This is a genomic window from Nostocoides jenkinsii Ben 74 (assembly GCF_001046875.1).
In the GTDB taxonomy this organism is placed as follows: Bacteria; Actinomycetota; Actinomycetes; order Actinomycetales; family Dermatophilaceae; genus Nostocoides_A; species Nostocoides_A jenkinsii.
On record NZ_HF571038.1, the window covers coordinates 3,347,265 to 3,364,323 of the forward strand.

The window sequence follows — 17,059 nt, forward strand, 5'->3', positions numbered from 1 at the left end:
CCCCCCCCCCCCCCCCCCCCCCCCCCCCCCCCCCCCCCCCCCCCGCCGATGTCCTGCGCACGATCCTCGACCGGGTCAAGATCCCCTCGCCCGGCCTCTAGCCCGCGAATGCGCCAGGTCACCGGATCACTCACGCTGCGAGGACGTTGTTTCCTCGCGGCGGGCGCGGCCTTGGTCGTCTGCGGACTCGTCCTCGGCTTCCGGGAGATCACGCGACTTGGGCTCTTGGTCGGCGGGCTGCCCATCCTGGTCGGCCTGATCGGCGTCCGCCGCGGCCTGCAACTGCGCACAGTCCGGGGGGTCGTCCCCGGCCGGGTGCATCTCGACGAGGCCAGCGATGTCCTGCTGACCGTCCTCAACGGTGGCGATCGGGCGACCCCGATCCTGATGGCCGAGGAGCAACTCGACTACGCGCTCGGCGACCGGCCGCGGTTCGTCATACCCCGCCTTGCCCCGGGCGACCGCCAGATGCTGCCCTATCGGGTGCGTTCCAATGTCCGCGGCCGGCACCGGCTCGGGCCACTGTCCCTGCGGATCAAGGATCCCTTCGAGTTGACCATGCGGCTGGCCGTGGTGCCCAACGTCGGTGAGGTCATCGTCCTACCGCGCGTCCACGATCTGCGCGGCACGCGGGGTTCCACGGGCGCCGGGACCGAGGGAACGATCCCGCACATGATCGCCCTGCACGGCGAGGACGACGTCTCGGTGCGTGAATACCGCGACGGCGACGATCTGCGCCGCATTCACTGGCCGGCGACCGCCCGCACGGGCGATCTCATGGTGCGCCAGGAAGATCGGCCGGCCAAGCGACGCGCGGTGGTGTTGCTCGACGACCGCGACGCCACGCTCTCCGGCCCACGAAGCGCCGGTTCCTTTGAGTGGGCCGTCACCGCAGTCGCCTCCATTTGCGCCTTGCTCTACCGCGAGGGCCTCTCCATCCACCTCGTCGCGGGCGGGTCGGTCTCGGACTCTGCGCTGGACGACTTGGCCCTGGACGACCTGTTGGAGGCATTGGCGTTCGCGCGCCTGGATGCCCCCGACACATTCGCCAAGAGCCTGTCGATCGCGTCCGACCGGGTGGGTGACGGCGCGCTGATCGTGGCCGTGACCGGACCGCTGACGCAGGACGACGCGCTGGCCTTGGCACGGATGCGCAGCGCGGGCTCTCCCGGCGTCGCCCTCGTCATGAACCTCGCCGGACCGGCCGACCAGGCCAGCGAGCGCACCGCCGCCGAGTTGCGGGCCCACGGCTGGGCTTGTGCGCTGGTCGACAACGGCACCAGCGTTCCCGACGCCTGGCAGGCCGCGACGGCCACGATGACGGCGCGCCGATGAACCCCAACGTCCGCCCGGTCGACGCGCTCCTCGCCCTCGCCGCCACCTGGGCGGCACTGATGCCCGTGCATCTTCTGTTGACCACGCTCGACTGGGTCAACCCGGCCCTGGTCATCTCGATGGTGATCGTGGCGGTCGGCATGCTCGGACGCCTGCTGCTGCCGTTCCGGTGGGCGGTTGTCGGGCTCCAGATCCTCGCGGCCTATCTCACCCTGGGGGGACTCCATCTGCGGGGCCACCTCTGGCATGGGATCCCCTTGCTCGACGCAATCCGCGCCCTCAACAACCTGCTCTACGACGCTCGCATCGCCGTCATCACGTATGCCGCGCCCGCCCCCACCTCCCGCGGCATGGTCGTCGCGCTGACCGTCATCATCGCCCTGCTGGTCATCCTGGTCGACGCCACCGCGGTGACCCACCGCGCTCCGGCGCTGGCGGGGCTCGGTCTGCTCTCGGCATACCTGATCACGGCGACCAACACCGGAGCCCCGCTGGCCTGGTGGTCGTTCGCCCTGCCGGCAAGTCTGTGGCTGTTGTTGATGGCGCGCACCGGCATCTCCGGCCTGCGGCGGTGGTCCACGACCGTGCCGTTGACCACCGGCGATGTGCGCCGGCCGGTGGATGGCGTGGCGGGGTTCACCGCGGCTGCTCGCAATGTCGGCATCGCGACGATCGCCTGCGCCCTGATCCTCGCCTGGGCAATGCCCCATCCGAACCCGCGCTTCCTCAGTGACGGCCTCGGCCGCGCCGCCAGTGGCCCGGGCGGGCCCTATCAACTGAGCACCACACTGGACCTGTTGAGCAGCCTGGAGGACCAGAGCGACCGCGTCATTCTGCGCTACCGCACCTCCGCGACGACGGCCGAACCCATTCCGCTGGCGGTGCTGGAGGACTTCAGCACCGACGGACGCTTCTCCCGGGCCCGCAGTTTCCCCTCCGCACGGATCAACTCCGGCGAGCGCTTCCTTGGCACTCCCGACTACTCCGGCGTCGAGGGACTCGCCACCGAGCGCACTTTCGTGGTCGAGCGCAACGAGATTGGTGCTCCGCAAATCGCGCTGCCGGCCAATGCGACGTCGCTGACGCTTCCCGACGATGTCGAGGCGTCCCGCGCCCCGAGTGGCACCGTCGACGTAGCCAAGACGGTGGAAAGCTATTCCGCGACCTACGACACGCTGAAGATCCCGCGCTCGGTCCTGGAGCAGTCCAATGTTCGCGACCTCGACTACAACCTCGCGCCGGGGGTGCGCCTGCCCGCCCCCGGGACCCTCGCCGCGGATGCGCTCGCCCGTCCGCTTCTGGAATCGACCCTGGCCGACGTCGTGCCCGACGGGGCGTCCGACTTCGATGCCGCGACGGCGATCCAGGACTACCTGCGCTCCTCGGCCTTCACCTACAGCCTGACCTTGGCCCCGGACCCGGTCGACTCCGCGGGGGTCCCCCTGGATCTAGACCCGGTGTCCCGGTTCCTGGTCACCAAGGTCGGCTACTGCCAACAGTTCGCGTCGGCGATGATCATGCTGGCGCGAGCACGCGGCATACCGGCTCGGATGGTGGTCGGCTTCCTCCCGGGGTCCTTGGACAAGGGCGCCCGGGACGTCCGCGCGGCCGACGCGCACGCATGGCCGGAGTTGTACTTCGAGCCCTACGGCTGGTTGCGCTTCGAACCGACCCCGGGTGCGCGCAGCGGCATTGCGCCGGGATACACGCAGGCCCCGACTGACGACCCCTCCGGATCGAGTTCGACAACCTCCTCCTCCCCGCGGCCGACGCAACGCCCGGACCAGCCGGAGTTGAACCCCTCCGTCACCAACCCGACAGGTCTGGAGAAGCCGATGTGGGAGCGCATCGGCGACCTACCGCGGCAGGCGTGGATCGTGATCGGGCTGTTCCTGGGAGCCCTCGGCGCGCTCGTGGTCCCGGTCAGTGCCCGGGTTCGCCGCCGCCGGCAGCTCGCCCGCGCCGCGGACGAGGCCGGCCGGATCGAGGTGCGCTGGCGCGAACTGACCGAGCGCCTTGCGGATCTCGGCGTGGTGGCGCCGGACAGTTTCACCCCTCGGCAGGCGGAGACGTTCGTGACCGAGCGCGGGGTGCTCGACCCGGGCGAACGCGCCGCGATGACGCGCGTGGTGACGGCCGTGGAGTTGGCGCGCTACGCCCCACCGTCGGCGACGCTGACGGACCCGACGACCGATGTCGATTCGGTGGTCAAGGCCGTCGCCTCAAGCCGACGACTGTCGACAAGGCTGTATGCCGCGCTGCTCCCCGGCACCGGCCGGCGGGCCGTGACGCAGACCGTGTCCCGAGTGGTCGGTGCGCCGGGCCGGGCGGCCCGCTCGGCGACCGGACGCCTCGCCGACTGGTGGGCCGCTCGTCGCAGCGCACGGTAGTCCCCCACCGCACCCGCGGTCCTCCCGCCCCCTCCGCGCCCCCCCGGTCCAACGAACTTGAGCACGTCTTACGAACTTGAGCACGCCCTGGAGGGCGTGCTCAAGTTCGTAAGACGTGCTCAAGTTCGGAAGTGAAGGCTGGGCCTCTCAGTCCAGGTAGTCGCGCAGCACCTGCGAGCGGCTGGGGTGGCGCAGCTTGCTCATGGTCTTGGACTCGATCTGGCGAATCCGCTCTCGCGTGACGCCATAGACCTTGCCGATCTCATCAAGCGTCTTGGGCTGGCCGTCGGTGAGACCGAAGCGCATCGCCACCACACCCGCCTCGCGCTCGGAGAGGGTGTCGAGGACGCTGTGCAACTGCTCCTGCAGCAGCGTGAAGCTGACCGCGTCGGCGGGCACGACGGCCTCGGAGTCCTCGATCAGGTCACCGAACTCGGAGTCGCCGTCCTCGCCGAGGGGGGTGTGCAGGGAGATGGGCTCACGGCCATACTTCTGCACCTCGACGACCTTCTCGGGGGTCATGTCGAGTTCGCGGGCGAGTTCTTCCGGGGTGGGTTCGCGGCCCAGGTCCTGAAGCATCTGGCGTTGGACGCGGGCGAGCTTGTTGATGACCTCGACCATGTGCACCGGAATGCGGATGGTCCGGGCCTGGTCGGCCATGGCGCGGGTGATCGCCTGCCGAATCCACCAGGTGGCATAGGTCGAGAACTTGTAGCCCTTGGTGTAGTCGAACTTCTCGACCGCACGGATCAGGCCGAGGTTGCCCTCCTGGATCAGGTCCAGGAAGAGCATCCCGCGCCCGGTGTAGCGCTTGGCGAGGCTGACCACGAGCCGCAGGTTGGCCTCAAGGAGGTGGTTCTTGGCCTTCTTGCCATCCTGGGCGATCCACCACAGCTCGCGCTTGAGCTTCTGCTCGATGGTGTCGTTGCTTCCCAGTCGCTCCTCGGCGAACAGGCCAGCCTCGATGCGCTTGGCGAGTTCGACCTCCTGTTCGGCGTTGAGCAGGGCGACCTTGCCGATCTGTTTGAGGTAGTCCTTGACGGGGTCCGCCGTCGCACCGGCCGTCACGACCTGCTGCGCCGGGGCATCGTCCTCGTCGTCGTCGCGGATGACGAAGCCGGCCGACTCATCGCTCTCGTCGTCGCTGGCGGGCTTGGCGGTTGCCACCTCGCCGGATTCGTCCGCAGCGTCGTCGTCAGTGGCCTCCTCGGCGGTGTCCACCTCCTCGTCGACAGCGACCTCCACCTCAGCCTCGGCGTCGAGGTCGGCGTCCGCCTCGACTTCGGGCTCGTCCGCTTCCGACTCCACTGTCTCGTCAGCCGCGTCGCCCGGCTCGGCTGCAGCCGACTTGGCGGTGGCCTTCTTGGCGGCGGCCTTCTTGGCCGGGGTCGGGGCGTCCGCCGTGCCGGCCGCGGTCTTCGCCGCGGCGCGGCTCGTGGTGGCCTTGGTCGCCGTCGCCTTCTTGGCGGCAGCGGCCGACGTGGCCTTCGCGGCCGGAGCCTGCGTGGCAGCAGCCTTGCTCGCGGCAGTCCGTCGAGTGGCCGGCTTAGCCTCGGCCGGGGCCTCGACCCCGTCGGCCGCATCCGTAGCCGCGGCCTTCTTGGCGGCCGGCCGAGCGGCGGTCTTGCGAGCTGGCTTCGGGGCAGCTGCAACGACCACTTCGATGCCCTGGTCCTCCAGTGCGCGCATCACAGCCTTGCGGCGCGCCGCGGTGGTGACGTCGGCCTCGGCCATCGCCGCGGCAACGGCTTCACCCGTGACCGAGCCGCCGGTGCGGCCAGTCTTGACGAGATCTTGCAGGGCCGCGTGGGCGAATTCGCGGGGTAGTTCGGGTGTGGGGGTGGCGGTCGTACGCGGCACTGGCGAACCAACAACCTTTCCGGCAGGACGGACGGGCGGCCACGAAAGGGTGGCCGCTGACGATCAATGGCTTGAGCGGTGTCGGGCGTGAACTCTGCCGGTCGTCCGATAGGACCTCTGGTGTGCTGCGCCGTGAACCTGCATCGACATTATAAAACTGCGATGGGGCCAGCACCTATTCCGACCCGTCGAGTGGCGACGACTTAGAGCCGATCAGGTGAGCTAGGCCCGACCAGCGGGCGGAGTGGCCCGGCGATATCGCCGGGCCAGCTGGCTGCGTCAGGCCTCGCCCTTCACCGCAAGGACTGGGCAGGGGCTATCGAGCAGGACGCGCTGGGCGTTCGAGCCCAGAATCAGCTTGCCCACCGGCGTGCGCCGACGCAGCCCAATGACGATGAAGTCGGCGTCGACCTCAGCGGCCACCGCGATCAAGTCCTCGGCCGGCTCGTTGCCACGCACGAGTGCATGCACCTCGGTGTCGATGCCGCGACCCTTGAGGTCATCAAGCACTGACGCGAGCTCTTTCTCGGTCGCGCTTTCGGGACCCACGTCGACCGCATCGCGGCCGCCGCGGTGGGAGTTGACGATGACGAGCTTCGTCGACCGCAGGGCGCTTTCCTCGGCCGCTCGGGCAAGCGCGGCGCGACCCTCCTTAGTTGGGACGAATCCGACGACGATCGGCACGAAATCCTCCTTAGGAGCACAGCCATTGTGCTCGACTCCGGAGCTAAACCTACCTGACGTCGGCTCGCTCCATACGCGGGGGAACCGGCGCAACTCCATGTGCCAACATCCGGGCCGCCATGCTGGCGAGCACGTAGTCAGGATCGGCCGTCAACGCCTGGTCCAAGGCGATATTCGCCAGCGCACCCTGCCCCGACGCAAGCGCCGTCATGGCCAGAACGGTGTAGGTCCCCGCCGCGAGTTCGGCCGGCACCTGGCGAGCCAGATCAGTGAGCCGACTGATGAGCACCTGCTGGGCCCGCCACTGGCCGACATCGCCGGCCCGCAGTGCCTGCCGAACCTCACCGATGGCCGCAGCATGACGACCGGGCAAAGCATCCGGTCCGAGGTAGCAGTCCGGGGCAAAGGCGTCGATCAGCGCATCGCGCCAGTTGCGATCGAGCAGGCTCAACCCAAGGCGCCACCGATCAAGATCCGTCGGCTCCCACACCTGCGAAGTCCTGGCGACCTGGCACCACCGCATCACTTCGAAGCCGAGGGGCCCCGCATCTGCCGCCGCCTCAACTCGCGCCCGAGCACCCAGATCTGGCGCGAGCGTGGCTTCGAGCGCGCCTCGAGTCGGCACCGGCGCGCACCCCTGCACAACGAATTCCGCCGCAATCGATGAGGCCAGGCTCGCTCCGCCCGCCCGCGGCCGTCCGCTCAGCGGGCAGCACGAACTCCCTGCGCATGACAGGTGCCGATAACTCGTCGCTCCGACCACGACCACATGCGGGACGTCCACGCCGGCCGCGCGAAGTCGCCGCTCCAGGGGCCCCAGCACGCGAGCCCTGGCGGGGTCGTCGGTGAATGCCGCCAGCAGCACCTGGTCACGGGCTCGTCGGGTGGTGGCGCGCTCAGCGATGTCGAGCCATCCCTTGTTGTCCCGCGTGGACCTCGGCAGATCCACCCGCAGGATGTCGCCGCAGACACCGCCCTGCACGCAGACCAACACCGCGCTCGACTCGGGCTCAAACCCCACGAGATAGGGCAGCGCGGTCACCAGGTCATCGATAGTGCTAAGTCGAATCGTCATGCCCTCCAGCGTGGTGCGGCGCCACGCTCCCTGTCACGGAGAGGAGATTTGCCCTGTTGACAGAGCCAAAAGGTGGGCCGTCAAACCCTGTGGACAAGCGTCAGCGCACCGAGCCCGGCACCGAATCCTGGGGCCACCCGGTCGTGGCGGAGGCCGAGGGGAAAGGGGTGCCGGGGGTCGCGGCATACGCCCCGGGTGCGGCGTGACCACGCTCCCAGGCGAGATAGGACTCGGTCTCGGTCAAGAAGGCGGCGGCGAGCCACGAGAGCACCATGGCGTCGTCCGCGAGACCGAAGACGAACAGGGCTCCCTCCGGGAGCAGGTCGACCGGCGAGACGATGTATGCCGCGGCTACCGCGAGCATGGCCAGTCGCCCGACGCTCGTCCCGGCATGCTGCCCGGATCGGGTCGCGCGAATCAGTCGCGGGAGGGCGGCGAGACGGTCCCCGACTCCCGGTGAGCCAGGTCGGGTCGCCGACCGCACCGCGGTGGCGAAGGATCGAAGCAACGGGAGGCGCGAGCGCGTGGCCATGGGACTCTCTCTCGAACGAGCATGCCGTGACGCCCTGCGCATCGCGGCATACGACTCAACGTCGCACCCAACCCCGGGATTCCCCGGGGGCGACCTCAGCGCGCCGCCGGAAACTCCTGGCGCGCATGGTCGGCGATCCGGCGCAACAAATAGACGTCGAGGCCGGCACCGACAAAACCGCCGACCACCGGCACCCCCTTGCCGAAGCGGGACAGCACGCCCTTGCCGGCCGTCGACAGGAGTCGAAACCCGACAGCTTTGTTGACGACCATGAGCACCGGGCCTGGCAGCCGCTGGGCGGCGAGATTCGACAGCCGGCCCGTAGCGACCACGCCGGCCTTCTTCAACAGGTCGTCCGCATCGGCGCCGACGAGGGTCAAGAGGACCGCGGAGCGGATCTCGGGCTGGTTGATGTCGTAGCCCCGGGCCTTGGCGATCGCCGCGACCATCCGGGTGGCAACGAGATAGAACTCCAGGACGTTGGCCGGCAAGGACACTGGCATCGTGATGAAGCCGCCCATGCTCGTGACGAATCCGCCGCCGGCGGCGAGCATCGTGTGCTCCTTGATGATCGCGTCCACGGCGCCGTCCGCGCGATCATGCTTGCGTAAAGCATCAGCGGCGATCTTGGCGGCCGAGTCGAACGGTCCCCGCCCATCGATTCCCGCATCGAGGAGGCGCTCGACCACGCGGGTGCCGGCATTGCCGAGCACGCCGTCGTCCGCGCGGGGCCCCTTGGCCGCCTCCAGCGCGGTCTTGGTGTCCGCGATGGCATCTTTGTCGTTCTTGCCGAATCCGAGCATGGGCGGAATCCTCGCATGCGCCCAGGGGTCAACGGTGGCTCGGCCATGGCCGAACCAGGTGTCCGCGCGCCTACGCTCGTGTGTATGCCGCCGTCCCTCACCCCCGCCTGGGGCGAGCTCGTGGCGGTCGTCGCGCACGGCGACAACATCGCCCTTGTCGGGGATGGGATAAGCCGCCGGCTCCCCCTCGCGGAGGCGGCCGACTGGCTGCGGACCGACCTGGATGCGCGCCGGGTCCTCGTGTGGTCGGCGGAGCGAGACCTCGCCGCCGTCATCCGTCGAGGGGTGCTGATCCCCAGGGTGCTCGACCTCGCGCAGGCTTATCGCATTGAGCGGGGAGGCTGGCGCGCCGACCCCGGGCGCGTCTGGGCCGGGGCGCACGGGTTGGACGCGCGCGGCATACCGGCAATGGCACCGGATGACCTGTTCAGCCAGCTCCGGCAGCAGCCGGGCCCAGACGACCTCACGGTCGCCGACGGCCACCTGCGGCCCGACGTGACCGACGGCGACTGGCTCGCCGGGCCCGGTCGGCTCGAACGCTGGGCCGAGGCGGCCCATGCGTGCGCCGAGGCGCTCTATGCCCAACTCGCCGCGATCGGACCGCGCGCCCTCGCGCTCGCCGTCTCCGAGTCGGCCGTATCCGTGCTGTGCGTCGAGCTGGAACGTGACGGGCTCCCCCTCGACCGGACCGGCGCCGAGCACCTCATCGCCCGTGCCGCCGGGCCTCGGCCACGAAATGCCGCGCACGAGAAGGAAATTCGGGCGGCTCGCGACGCGGCCGTGCTCTCGCTGGCCCCGGGCCACGACACGACCGACCTGCGCAATCCCGGCTCGGTCAAGGCCCTCCTCGCCGGCCTCGGCATCGCCGTCGAGACCACCCGCAAGTGGGTGCTGGCGGGCTATCGCGACGCGCACCCGCTCGTGCCCGCGCTCTTGGCCTGGCGGGCCGACGAACGCATCGCCACCACCTATGGCTACGCCTGGCTCGACAACCACGTCGGGCCGGACGACCGATTGCGCGGTGCCTGGAGTCCGTGTGACGGCGCCGCCGGCCGGATGACCGCGCAGAACGGACTCCACAACCTCCCGGCGGCAATGCGGCCCGCGGTTGCGGCCGCGCCGGGGTGGACCTTCGTGCGGGCCGACCTCGGCCAGATCGAACCGCGAGTCCTGGCTGTCGTCTCCGGCGATCCGACGCTGGCCGCCGCGACCATGGCCGACGACCTGTATGCCCCCATCGCCGCCCGGCTGCAGGTCGAGCGGCCGATCGCGAAAGTCGCCGTGCTCGCCGCGATGTACGGGCAGCGCAGCGGCACCGCCGGCCGTGCCCTCGAGCGTCTCCAACGCGCCTATCCGCGCGCGATGGGATTCCTGGACGAGGCGTATGCCGCGGGCCTGGCGCGCGCCGACCTGCGCACCTTCGGCGGTCGCCGGATCCGCACGGCCGGGATCCCGGACGAAGGGTCCCGCGGTCGCTACGCCCGCAACGCCCTCATCCAGGGTGCCGCGGCCGAGCTATTCAAGTGCTGGGCCGCCACCGTGCGTGCCGAACTCGCCGGCACGCCAGCGCACATCGCGCTCTGCCTGCACGACGAACTCCTCATCCACACGCCCCAAGACCAAGCCCCGGACGTATGCCGCGTGGTCGCCACCGCCCTGACCGACGCCGCTCGCCGGTGGTCGGGCGAGGCGCCGGTGCGCTTCGTCACCGACACGCTGGTCATCCAGCGCTGGAGCGAGGCAAAGGACTAGCCGCTTCGAGCCAAATCGCCGAGGGGCTACGGGTGCTCGTCGTCCCCGACCGTGCGCAGGAACTGCTCGAAGTCCGCAGCCAGCTCATCGCCCGAGGGCAGCGGGGTCGAGGTCGGCGCCAACAGATTCGGCTTGTCCGACGCCTCGATGAAGTCGTCATACTGCCGTTCCAGCATGCTCACCCCGGAGGCGATCTCGGGGTTACCGGCGACCTCGGCCTCGATCTGCCCACGACCTTCGTTCGCGGCCGCGACAAGGGCGTCATTGGGCAAGTTCAGCCCCGTCACGTCCACGATGGCGTTGAGCGCGGTCAGCGCGGCGTCGTGGAACTCCGCCTGCGCCAGGTAGTGCGGGACGTGGATGGCGAACCCGACCGCCGCGGCCTCGGCCTCACCGAGCCGCAACTCCAACAGGGCGCTGAACGACCCGGGGATCTGCACCCGACCGAAGACCGGATTGCGCTCCCCGATCAGGCGGACATCGGTCGCGTGGGCCGTGACGCCGATCGGCCGGGTGTGGGGCACCGCCATCGGGATCCCGTGCGAGGTGACGGTCAGCGTGATCCCAAGATCCTTCTGCAGCAACCGGATCGCCTCGATCGCCCGCTCCCACTGGTAGTCCGGCTCCGGACCGGCGAGCAGGTAGTAGGGCTGCCCATCACGATCGGCGAGGCGGTAGAGCACGAGGGAGGGATCGTCATACTCGGCGTAGTGGTTCTCCTCGAACACCATCACCGGCCGCCGGCCGCGATAGTCCAGCAATTGGTCGACGTCGAAGGACGCCACGACGGTCGCCTCGGAGGCCTCGATGAGGTGGCGGGTCAGGATCGCCTGGACGTTGCCGGCGTCGATGAACCCCCCGACCGATACCAGCAGCGGACCCGGCACATTGGCACCCGGGTCCCCGTCCGGCTCGTAGCGGAACAATTCACGGGGGTCTTGCACGACGCCACCTCTTTCGTCTCTCGTGTTCGCCGCTCGCAGCAATTCTCCTGGACCAACGCGCCGCCCCGGTCGCTGATTCCGCGATCGTCCGGTCTTCCTGAGTGTGCTCAGCGAGCGAGCGCGTCGATCGCCTTCTCCACGCGCTTCGCGCTCACGGGGTATGCCGTGCCGAGCCGCTGCGCGAACACCCCCACCCGCAGTTCCTCGATCATCCAGCCCACCTGCCGGACGTCGTCACCGGCGCGGGCGAGGGGCGAGAGGGAGGCGAGCAGATCGGCATACCGGCTCTCGACGCGATCGACCTCGGCGAGCAGGCGGGCGTCGCGGGCGGGATCGGTGGCCGCCTTGGTGAGTCGCTCGATCATTGCGCGCAGGTAGCGCGGGAGATCCGCGAGCCGGGACGCTCCGACCTTCGCGAGGAAGCCAGGCCCGACGAGCGAGCCGAGTTGTGCCCGGATGTCGGCCACCGCTCCCGCCTGCGCCGGGCCCGTCAACGACGCCAAGAGCCGCTCGACCTCGGCGGCCAGGTCCAGCACCGGCACGGCCTGGGCCACGACGCTGAGCACTCGCGCCGCCGTATGCGTCTTCACGGCGGCGAGTGCGGCGGCGAACTGCGCGGGGGTGCGCACCGGTCCGGTGCCCGCCCCAGCGACGATGTCGTCGACGGCCGCCGCGAGAGCGTCGTCGAGGAACGCCGGGATCGACCCATGTGGATTGCGTCCCAGGGCGAGCTTGTCGGCATTGCTGAGCCCGGCCAGGATGCGCTTCCACGGCGGCACGATGCCGAGCAGCAGGAGGCGACGCACGCCGAGTCGATGGGCGGCCGCGGCGGCCGGCTCGGCGGGCAGGACGCGCAGTGAGACCGAGGTGCCTTCGTCGATCAACGCGGGATAGCCCACGACATCGTGCGCGCCTGCCCGGCTGGTATAGGTGGCGGGAATCTCGGTGTCGGGGAAGGAGGTCAGCCCGGTGCGCTCGATCGCCGCGCCCGCCTTCGCGACCCGCCGCCGCACCTGTCCCGACAGCCGTTCGCGCAGCTGCTCCAAGTCCTTGCCGTGGCCCAGCCGCTCGCCCCGGTCGCCGACGACGGTGAACGTCATCCGCAGGTGGGCGGGCACCTTCGCCCAGTCCCACTCCCCCGGGTCAACGGCGACGCCGGTGTGCGCCCGCAGGACGCGGGCGATCTCGTCCGTGATCGGGCCGGCGCCGGGGTCGATCTCGCGCGCCACGTAGGCCGCATGGTTGGGGGCCGGGACGAAGTTGGTTCGCGTGGCCTTGGGCAGTGATCGGATCAGCGCCGCGACCAGGTCCTCGCGCATCCCCGGAACGAGCCAGTCGAAGCCCGTTGCCTCGACCCGGTTGAGGACCGTCAAGGGGATCCGCACGCTCACACCGTCGTCCGGCGAGCCGGGCTCGAATTGGTAGCTGAGGCGCAGGTCGACATCGCCGGCCGGCCACGTCCCGGGGTAGTCGTCCGCGCCAACCGCGCCGCCGTCCGCGCGGCGCAGATCCTCCTCCGTCAATGTCAGCAGCCGGGGCCGGTGACGGCTCTCGCTCTTCCACCAGCGATCGAAGTGGGCGGCCGACACGACGCCGTCGGGGATGCGCGCGGCGAAGAAGGCGGCCAACTGATCGTCGTCGGCGACGATGTCGCGTCGGCGCGCTTTGTCCTCCAATGCCTCGATCCGTTGGCGCAGCGCGCGATTCGCCTTGACGAAGGCGTGCGTGCTCTCCCAGTCGTCCTCGACGAGGGCGTGCCGGATGAACAGTTCTCGCGACAGCTCGGGGTCGATCCGGCCGTACTGAACCGTCCGATCGACGGCCAGTGACACGCCATACAAGGTCACCCGCTCGGTCGCGACGACACTCCCCTGGCGCCGAGACCACCGCGGCTCGGAGTAGCTGCGCTTCACCAGATGGGCGCCCGCCTCCTCCGCCCAGGCGGGGTCGATAGCGGCGTTGACCCGCGCCCACAGCCGCGTCGTCTCCACCAGTTCGGCCGCCATGACGTATGCCGGTTGCTTGCGAAAGAGGGCCGACCCGGGTGAGATCGCAAAGCGCGCGCCCCGCGCACCGAGGTAGTCGCGCGTCGATTCGTCACGCAGCCCCACATGCGAGAGCAGCCCCGGCAGCAGCGCCCGGTGAATGACGTCCCAGTCGGGCTCGGCATCCGGCGCGGCGGTGGCCCGGTTGGGGTCGAGGCCCTGGCTCTTGGCGGCCGACACCAGTTGTTGGTGCAGGTCCTGCCACTCGCGCACGCGCAGATAGTGGAGGTACTCGCGCTGGCACATGCGGCGAAAAGCGCTGCGCGACAACGCCCGCTGCTGGTCCTTTAGATAGCGCCACAGGTGCAGATAGGCGCCGAAATCGCTGCCGGACGCCTTGAAGCGGGCGTGCGCCTGATCCGCTTGGGTCTGTTGATCGCTCGGCCGCTCGCGTGGGTCCTGGATGGAGAGGGCCGCGACGATGACGAGCACCTCCTTGGTGCATCCGAGGTCGGCGGCGGCCAGGAGCATGCGGCCCAGGCGTGGGTCGATCGGCAACCGGGCGAGCGTCCGGCCGGTCGGGGTGAGCCGCTCCCCCGCGCCGCGGCGGCCGGGCGCGCTCTCGGCCAGGGCGTGCAGTTCCTGCAGCAGCCGCACGCCGTCCGCGATATTGCGGTTGTCCGGCGGGTCGACGAACGGGAAGCGGGCGACGTCGCCCAGCCGCAGGCTGGTCATTTGCAGGATGACCGACGCCAGCGACGTCCGCAGAATCTCGGGCTCGGTGAAGGCGGGCCGAGAATCGTGGTCCTCCTCCCCATACAGACGAATGCAGATGCCGTCGGCAAGGCGGCCGCACCGGCCGGCCCGCTGGCGCGCGGACGCCTGCGAAATCGGCTCGATCGGTAACCGTTGGACCTTCAGCCGCTGGGAGTAGCGCGAGATCCGCGCGGTGCCGGTGTCCACGACATACCGAATGCCGGGGACGGTCAGCGACGTCTCGGCGATATTCGTGGCAAGGACAATCCGACGGCCCGTATGCCGCGCGAAGACGCGGTGTTGCTCGGCCGCGGACAGGCGCGCGAACAGGGGCACGACCTCGGTCGCGGGCAGCTTCATCCCCGTGAGCGCGTCGGCGGCATCGCGAATCTCGCGCTCTCCCGAGAGGAAGACGAGGATGTCGTGATCGCCGCCGTCGTGGGACCCGCCCTCGGTCCACAACTCCTCGACCGCCTCGCAGATGCCCGTGATCTGGTCGACGGCGCCACCGCCGTCGTCGACGAGCGGTCGGTAGCGAATCTCGACCGGATACGTCCGGCCGGAGACTTCGATGATCGGCACCGGGCGGCCCGGCGCGGCGAAGTGGTCGGCGAAGCGCTGCGGGTCGATGGTGGCCGAGGTGATGACGACTTTGAGGTCGGGTCGGCGCGGCAGGAGTCGCTTGAGATAGCCCAGGATGAAGTCGATATTGAGGCTGCGCTCGTGGGCCTCATCGATGATGATCGTGTCGTAGCGGCGCAGGTCACGATCGCGCTGGAGCTCATTCAGCAGGATGCCGTCGGTCATGACCTTGATGGCCGTGTCCGCAGAGGATGTGTCCGTGAACCGCACCTGGTAGCCGATCAGGCCACCGAGGTCGACGCCAAGTTCGTCGCTGAGCCGTTCGGCCACGGCCCGGGCAGCGATCCGGCGGGGTTGGGTGAGGCCGATCTGGCCGGCGGTGCCGCGCCCGATCTTCAGGGCGATCTTCGGCAGCTGGGTGGTCTTGCCGGAGCCGGTTTCCCCGGCGACAACGACGACCTGATGCTCTCGCAGGGCCGCGGCGATGTCGTCGAGGCGGTCGACAACCGGCAGGTCGGCGGGGAAATTGAGGTCGGGGAGTTCGAGCACCCGGGGCGCGGTTCGGGCTGGCTCGGGCACGCCCGCCAGGATACGTGCGCGAAACGGCGCGTCTCCTGTCGCGGGCCGGAAGTCCACATGACAGGGTGGGATGACGTGCCCCGGAGCGACCGGGTCACCGAGAAGTCAGGGGAATCATGAAACGCACCTCTATCGCCATGGGCATAACAGCCGTGATGGCCGCCGCCACCACGCTGGTCGTCGCCCCGTCGGCTGGGGCCGCCGACGACGACGCCCGGATCCCGGCGAAGTACCTCAACCAGAAGCTCTCCTGGGTCGACTGCACCACGGACGGAACCGTGCAGTGCGCGCTGATGAAGGCGCCGATGGACTGGAACAAAGCCGCGACCAGTCCGAGCATCCAGATCGCCGTCAGCAAGTCACTGCCGGCTGGCAGCCGCGGAACGCGCCTCGTGATGGGCAACCCCGGCGGGCCCGGCGGGCCCGGCTTGGGGATGGCCCCCATGCTCGCCGCCCAGCCTGGTGCCCGCGACCACCTCGCGGTCGGCTTCGACGTCCGCGGCACCGGGGCGTCCAGCAATCTCAGCTGCCTCGGCGCGCCGACCTGGCCCTGGGATGCGCGCGACCAGCGCCAGGTGACCTTTGACAAGGTCGCAGCCGTGTCCAAGGCGCAGCAGTCCTGGTGCCGCAAGGGCTCCGGTGCGCTGCTCGACTATGTCACCACTGACCAAACGGTCAAGGACATAAACCTCATCCGGGCGGTGCTCGGTTACCAGGTCACCGACTATGTGGGCTACTCGGGTGGCACCTGGCTCGGCGCCTACTACCAGCGCTACTTCCCCACCCACGTGGGCCGCTTCGTCCTCGACTCCAATGCCGACTTCACGAAGCCGTGGAATGTCACCTTCGGAGCGCAGGCGCAATCCTTCCAGCGCCGCTTCGAGAAGGACTTCCAGCCGTGGGCCGCGACGTATGACGCGCAGCTTGGCCTGGGCAAGACTCCGGCCGCAGTCAACGCGTTCTATGAGCGGCTTCGCCAAGACCTCGTCCGCCGCCCGCTCGTGGTGAAAGACGGCGGCGACACCATCAAGATCGACGGCAATGTGCTCGACGGCGCCGTCGGCGGGACGATGTACTCCAAGATGACCTTCCCGCTGCTCGGCGTGCTCATGATGATAGTGCGCCAAGAGTGGGATGGGGGTCGGTCACCGGCGACGGTGTCGCTGAACCAGGAGCAGTCGGCCCTGCTGGCGAACGCGAGCGCGATGCAGGGGGCTAACCGTCCGCTGTCGGTGGACGCCTACCCCTCGACGTTCACGGCGATCACCTGCAACGACTGGTCCTGGCCGGGCAAGCAAACCTTCGCCGACGCCCGCACCCGGCAACTGACCAAGCCCTACCCGGTGGTCGGCGCGAGCTACAACCGCAACGCGTGCTTCTACTGGAACCGGCCCGACGTCTCACTCAAGGTGCCCGACGCCCGTGGCATCGGCACCACCTTGATGGTGCAGTCTGAGCACGACCCGGCCACCAACGCGAGCTTGGCGTTCGACGCGCACGCGAACTACCCGGGATCGGTCCTGATCTATGTCCGCAAGGAGGGCGACCACGGGATCTATGCCAGTGGCAACAAGTGTGTCGACTCCAAGGTCAACCGCTTCTTGGCGACCGGCGTCGCCCCCGACGGGGACAAGACCTGCTTCGGCCTGAAGCTGCCGGACCTCGGGTCCAGGAGCCAGTCCGAGACGATCTCGGTGCAGTCGCAACTCGCGGCCTACGCGGCGGCAATTCGCTTCTGACCGGCCCCGACGACGAACCCCTCGTGCGCACCAATCCCGGTGC

Annotated in this window: 11 protein-coding genes; 4 read left to right on the forward strand and 7 right to left on the reverse strand. The window is 69.7% G+C overall.

The window, feature by feature from the left end:
• The first annotated feature begins 108 nt into the window (after positions 1-108).
• Both BN13_RS15985 and BN13_RS15990 read left to right on the forward strand, forming a co-directional pair.
• Positions 109-1,335 (forward strand): DUF58 domain-containing protein, encoded by a 1,227-nt coding sequence (locus BN13_RS15985; protein ID WP_048548178.1) that lies wholly within the window; start codon positions 109-111, stop codon positions 1,333-1,335.
• Positions 1,332-3,725 (forward strand): transglutaminase TgpA family protein, encoded by a 2,394-nt coding sequence (locus BN13_RS15990; protein ID WP_048548179.1) that lies wholly within the window; start codon positions 1,332-1,334, stop codon positions 3,723-3,725. The genes BN13_RS15985 and BN13_RS15990 overlap by 4 nt, the downstream gene beginning before the upstream one ends.
• Positions 3,726-3,872: 147 nt before the next feature.
• On the opposite strand, the gene BN13_RS15995 is transcribed toward BN13_RS15990, so the two are convergent.
• The 5 genes from BN13_RS15995 to BN13_RS16015 all read right to left on the reverse strand — a co-directional run bounded on the left by BN13_RS15995 (position 3,873) and on the right by BN13_RS16015 (position 8,679).
• Positions 3,873-5,585, reverse strand: a complete 1,713-nt coding sequence (locus BN13_RS15995) for an RNA polymerase sigma factor (RefSeq protein ID WP_048548180.1) — start codon at positions 5,583-5,585, stop codon at positions 3,873-3,875.
• 279 nt (positions 5,586-5,864) lie between these two features.
• On the reverse strand, positions 5,865-6,269 hold the full coding sequence (locus BN13_RS16000; RefSeq protein WP_048548181.1) for a universal stress protein: 405 nt from the start codon (positions 6,267-6,269) through the stop codon (positions 5,865-5,867).
• Positions 6,270-6,318: 49 nt separating this feature from the next.
• Positions 6,319-7,344: a DUF4192 domain-containing protein gene (locus BN13_RS16005; RefSeq protein ID WP_048548182.1), complete on the reverse strand. Its 1,026-nt coding sequence runs from the start codon at positions 7,342-7,344 to the stop codon at positions 6,319-6,321.
• A gap of 100 nt (positions 7,345-7,444) precedes the next feature.
• Complete coding sequence (locus BN13_RS16010) at positions 7,445-7,876, reverse strand: YkvA family protein (RefSeq protein ID WP_084733825.1); 432 nt, start codon at positions 7,874-7,876, stop codon at positions 7,445-7,447.
• A gap of 95 nt (positions 7,877-7,971) precedes the next feature.
• Complete coding sequence (locus BN13_RS16015) at positions 7,972-8,679, reverse strand: EcsC family protein (RefSeq protein ID WP_053079832.1); 708 nt, start codon at positions 8,677-8,679, stop codon at positions 7,972-7,974.
• Positions 8,680-8,763: 84 nt separating this feature from the next.
• On the opposite strand from BN13_RS16015, the gene BN13_RS16020 reads away from it, so the two are divergent.
• A complete protein-coding gene (locus tag BN13_RS16020) occupies positions 8,764-10,431 on the forward strand; it encodes a DNA polymerase (RefSeq protein ID WP_048548183.1) in 1,668 nt (555 codons plus the stop codon).
• Positions 10,432-10,457: 26 nt separating this feature from the next.
• On the opposite strand, the gene BN13_RS16025 is transcribed toward BN13_RS16020, so the two are convergent.
• Both BN13_RS16025 and hrpA read right to left on the reverse strand, forming a co-directional pair.
• The gene (locus tag BN13_RS16025; protein WP_048548184.1) at positions 10,458-11,375 is read right to left on the reverse strand and encodes a proteasome assembly chaperone family protein; all 918 of its coding nucleotides are present in this window, start codon (positions 11,373-11,375) and stop codon (positions 10,458-10,460) included.
• Between the two features lie 107 nt (positions 11,376-11,482).
• Entirely contained in the window at positions 11,483-15,277 is a 3,795-nt protein-coding gene (gene hrpA, locus BN13_RS16030) for an ATP-dependent RNA helicase HrpA (protein WP_048548185.1), read from the reverse strand.
• A gap of 116 nt (positions 15,278-15,393) precedes the next feature.
• Here hrpA and BN13_RS16035 point away from each other — a divergent pair, with 116 nt between their 5' ends.
• Positions 15,394-17,016, forward strand: coding sequence for an alpha/beta fold hydrolase (locus tag BN13_RS16035; protein WP_084733826.1), 1,623 nt, complete (start codon positions 15,394-15,396; stop codon positions 17,014-17,016).
• Positions 17,017-17,059 lie beyond the last annotated feature (43 nt).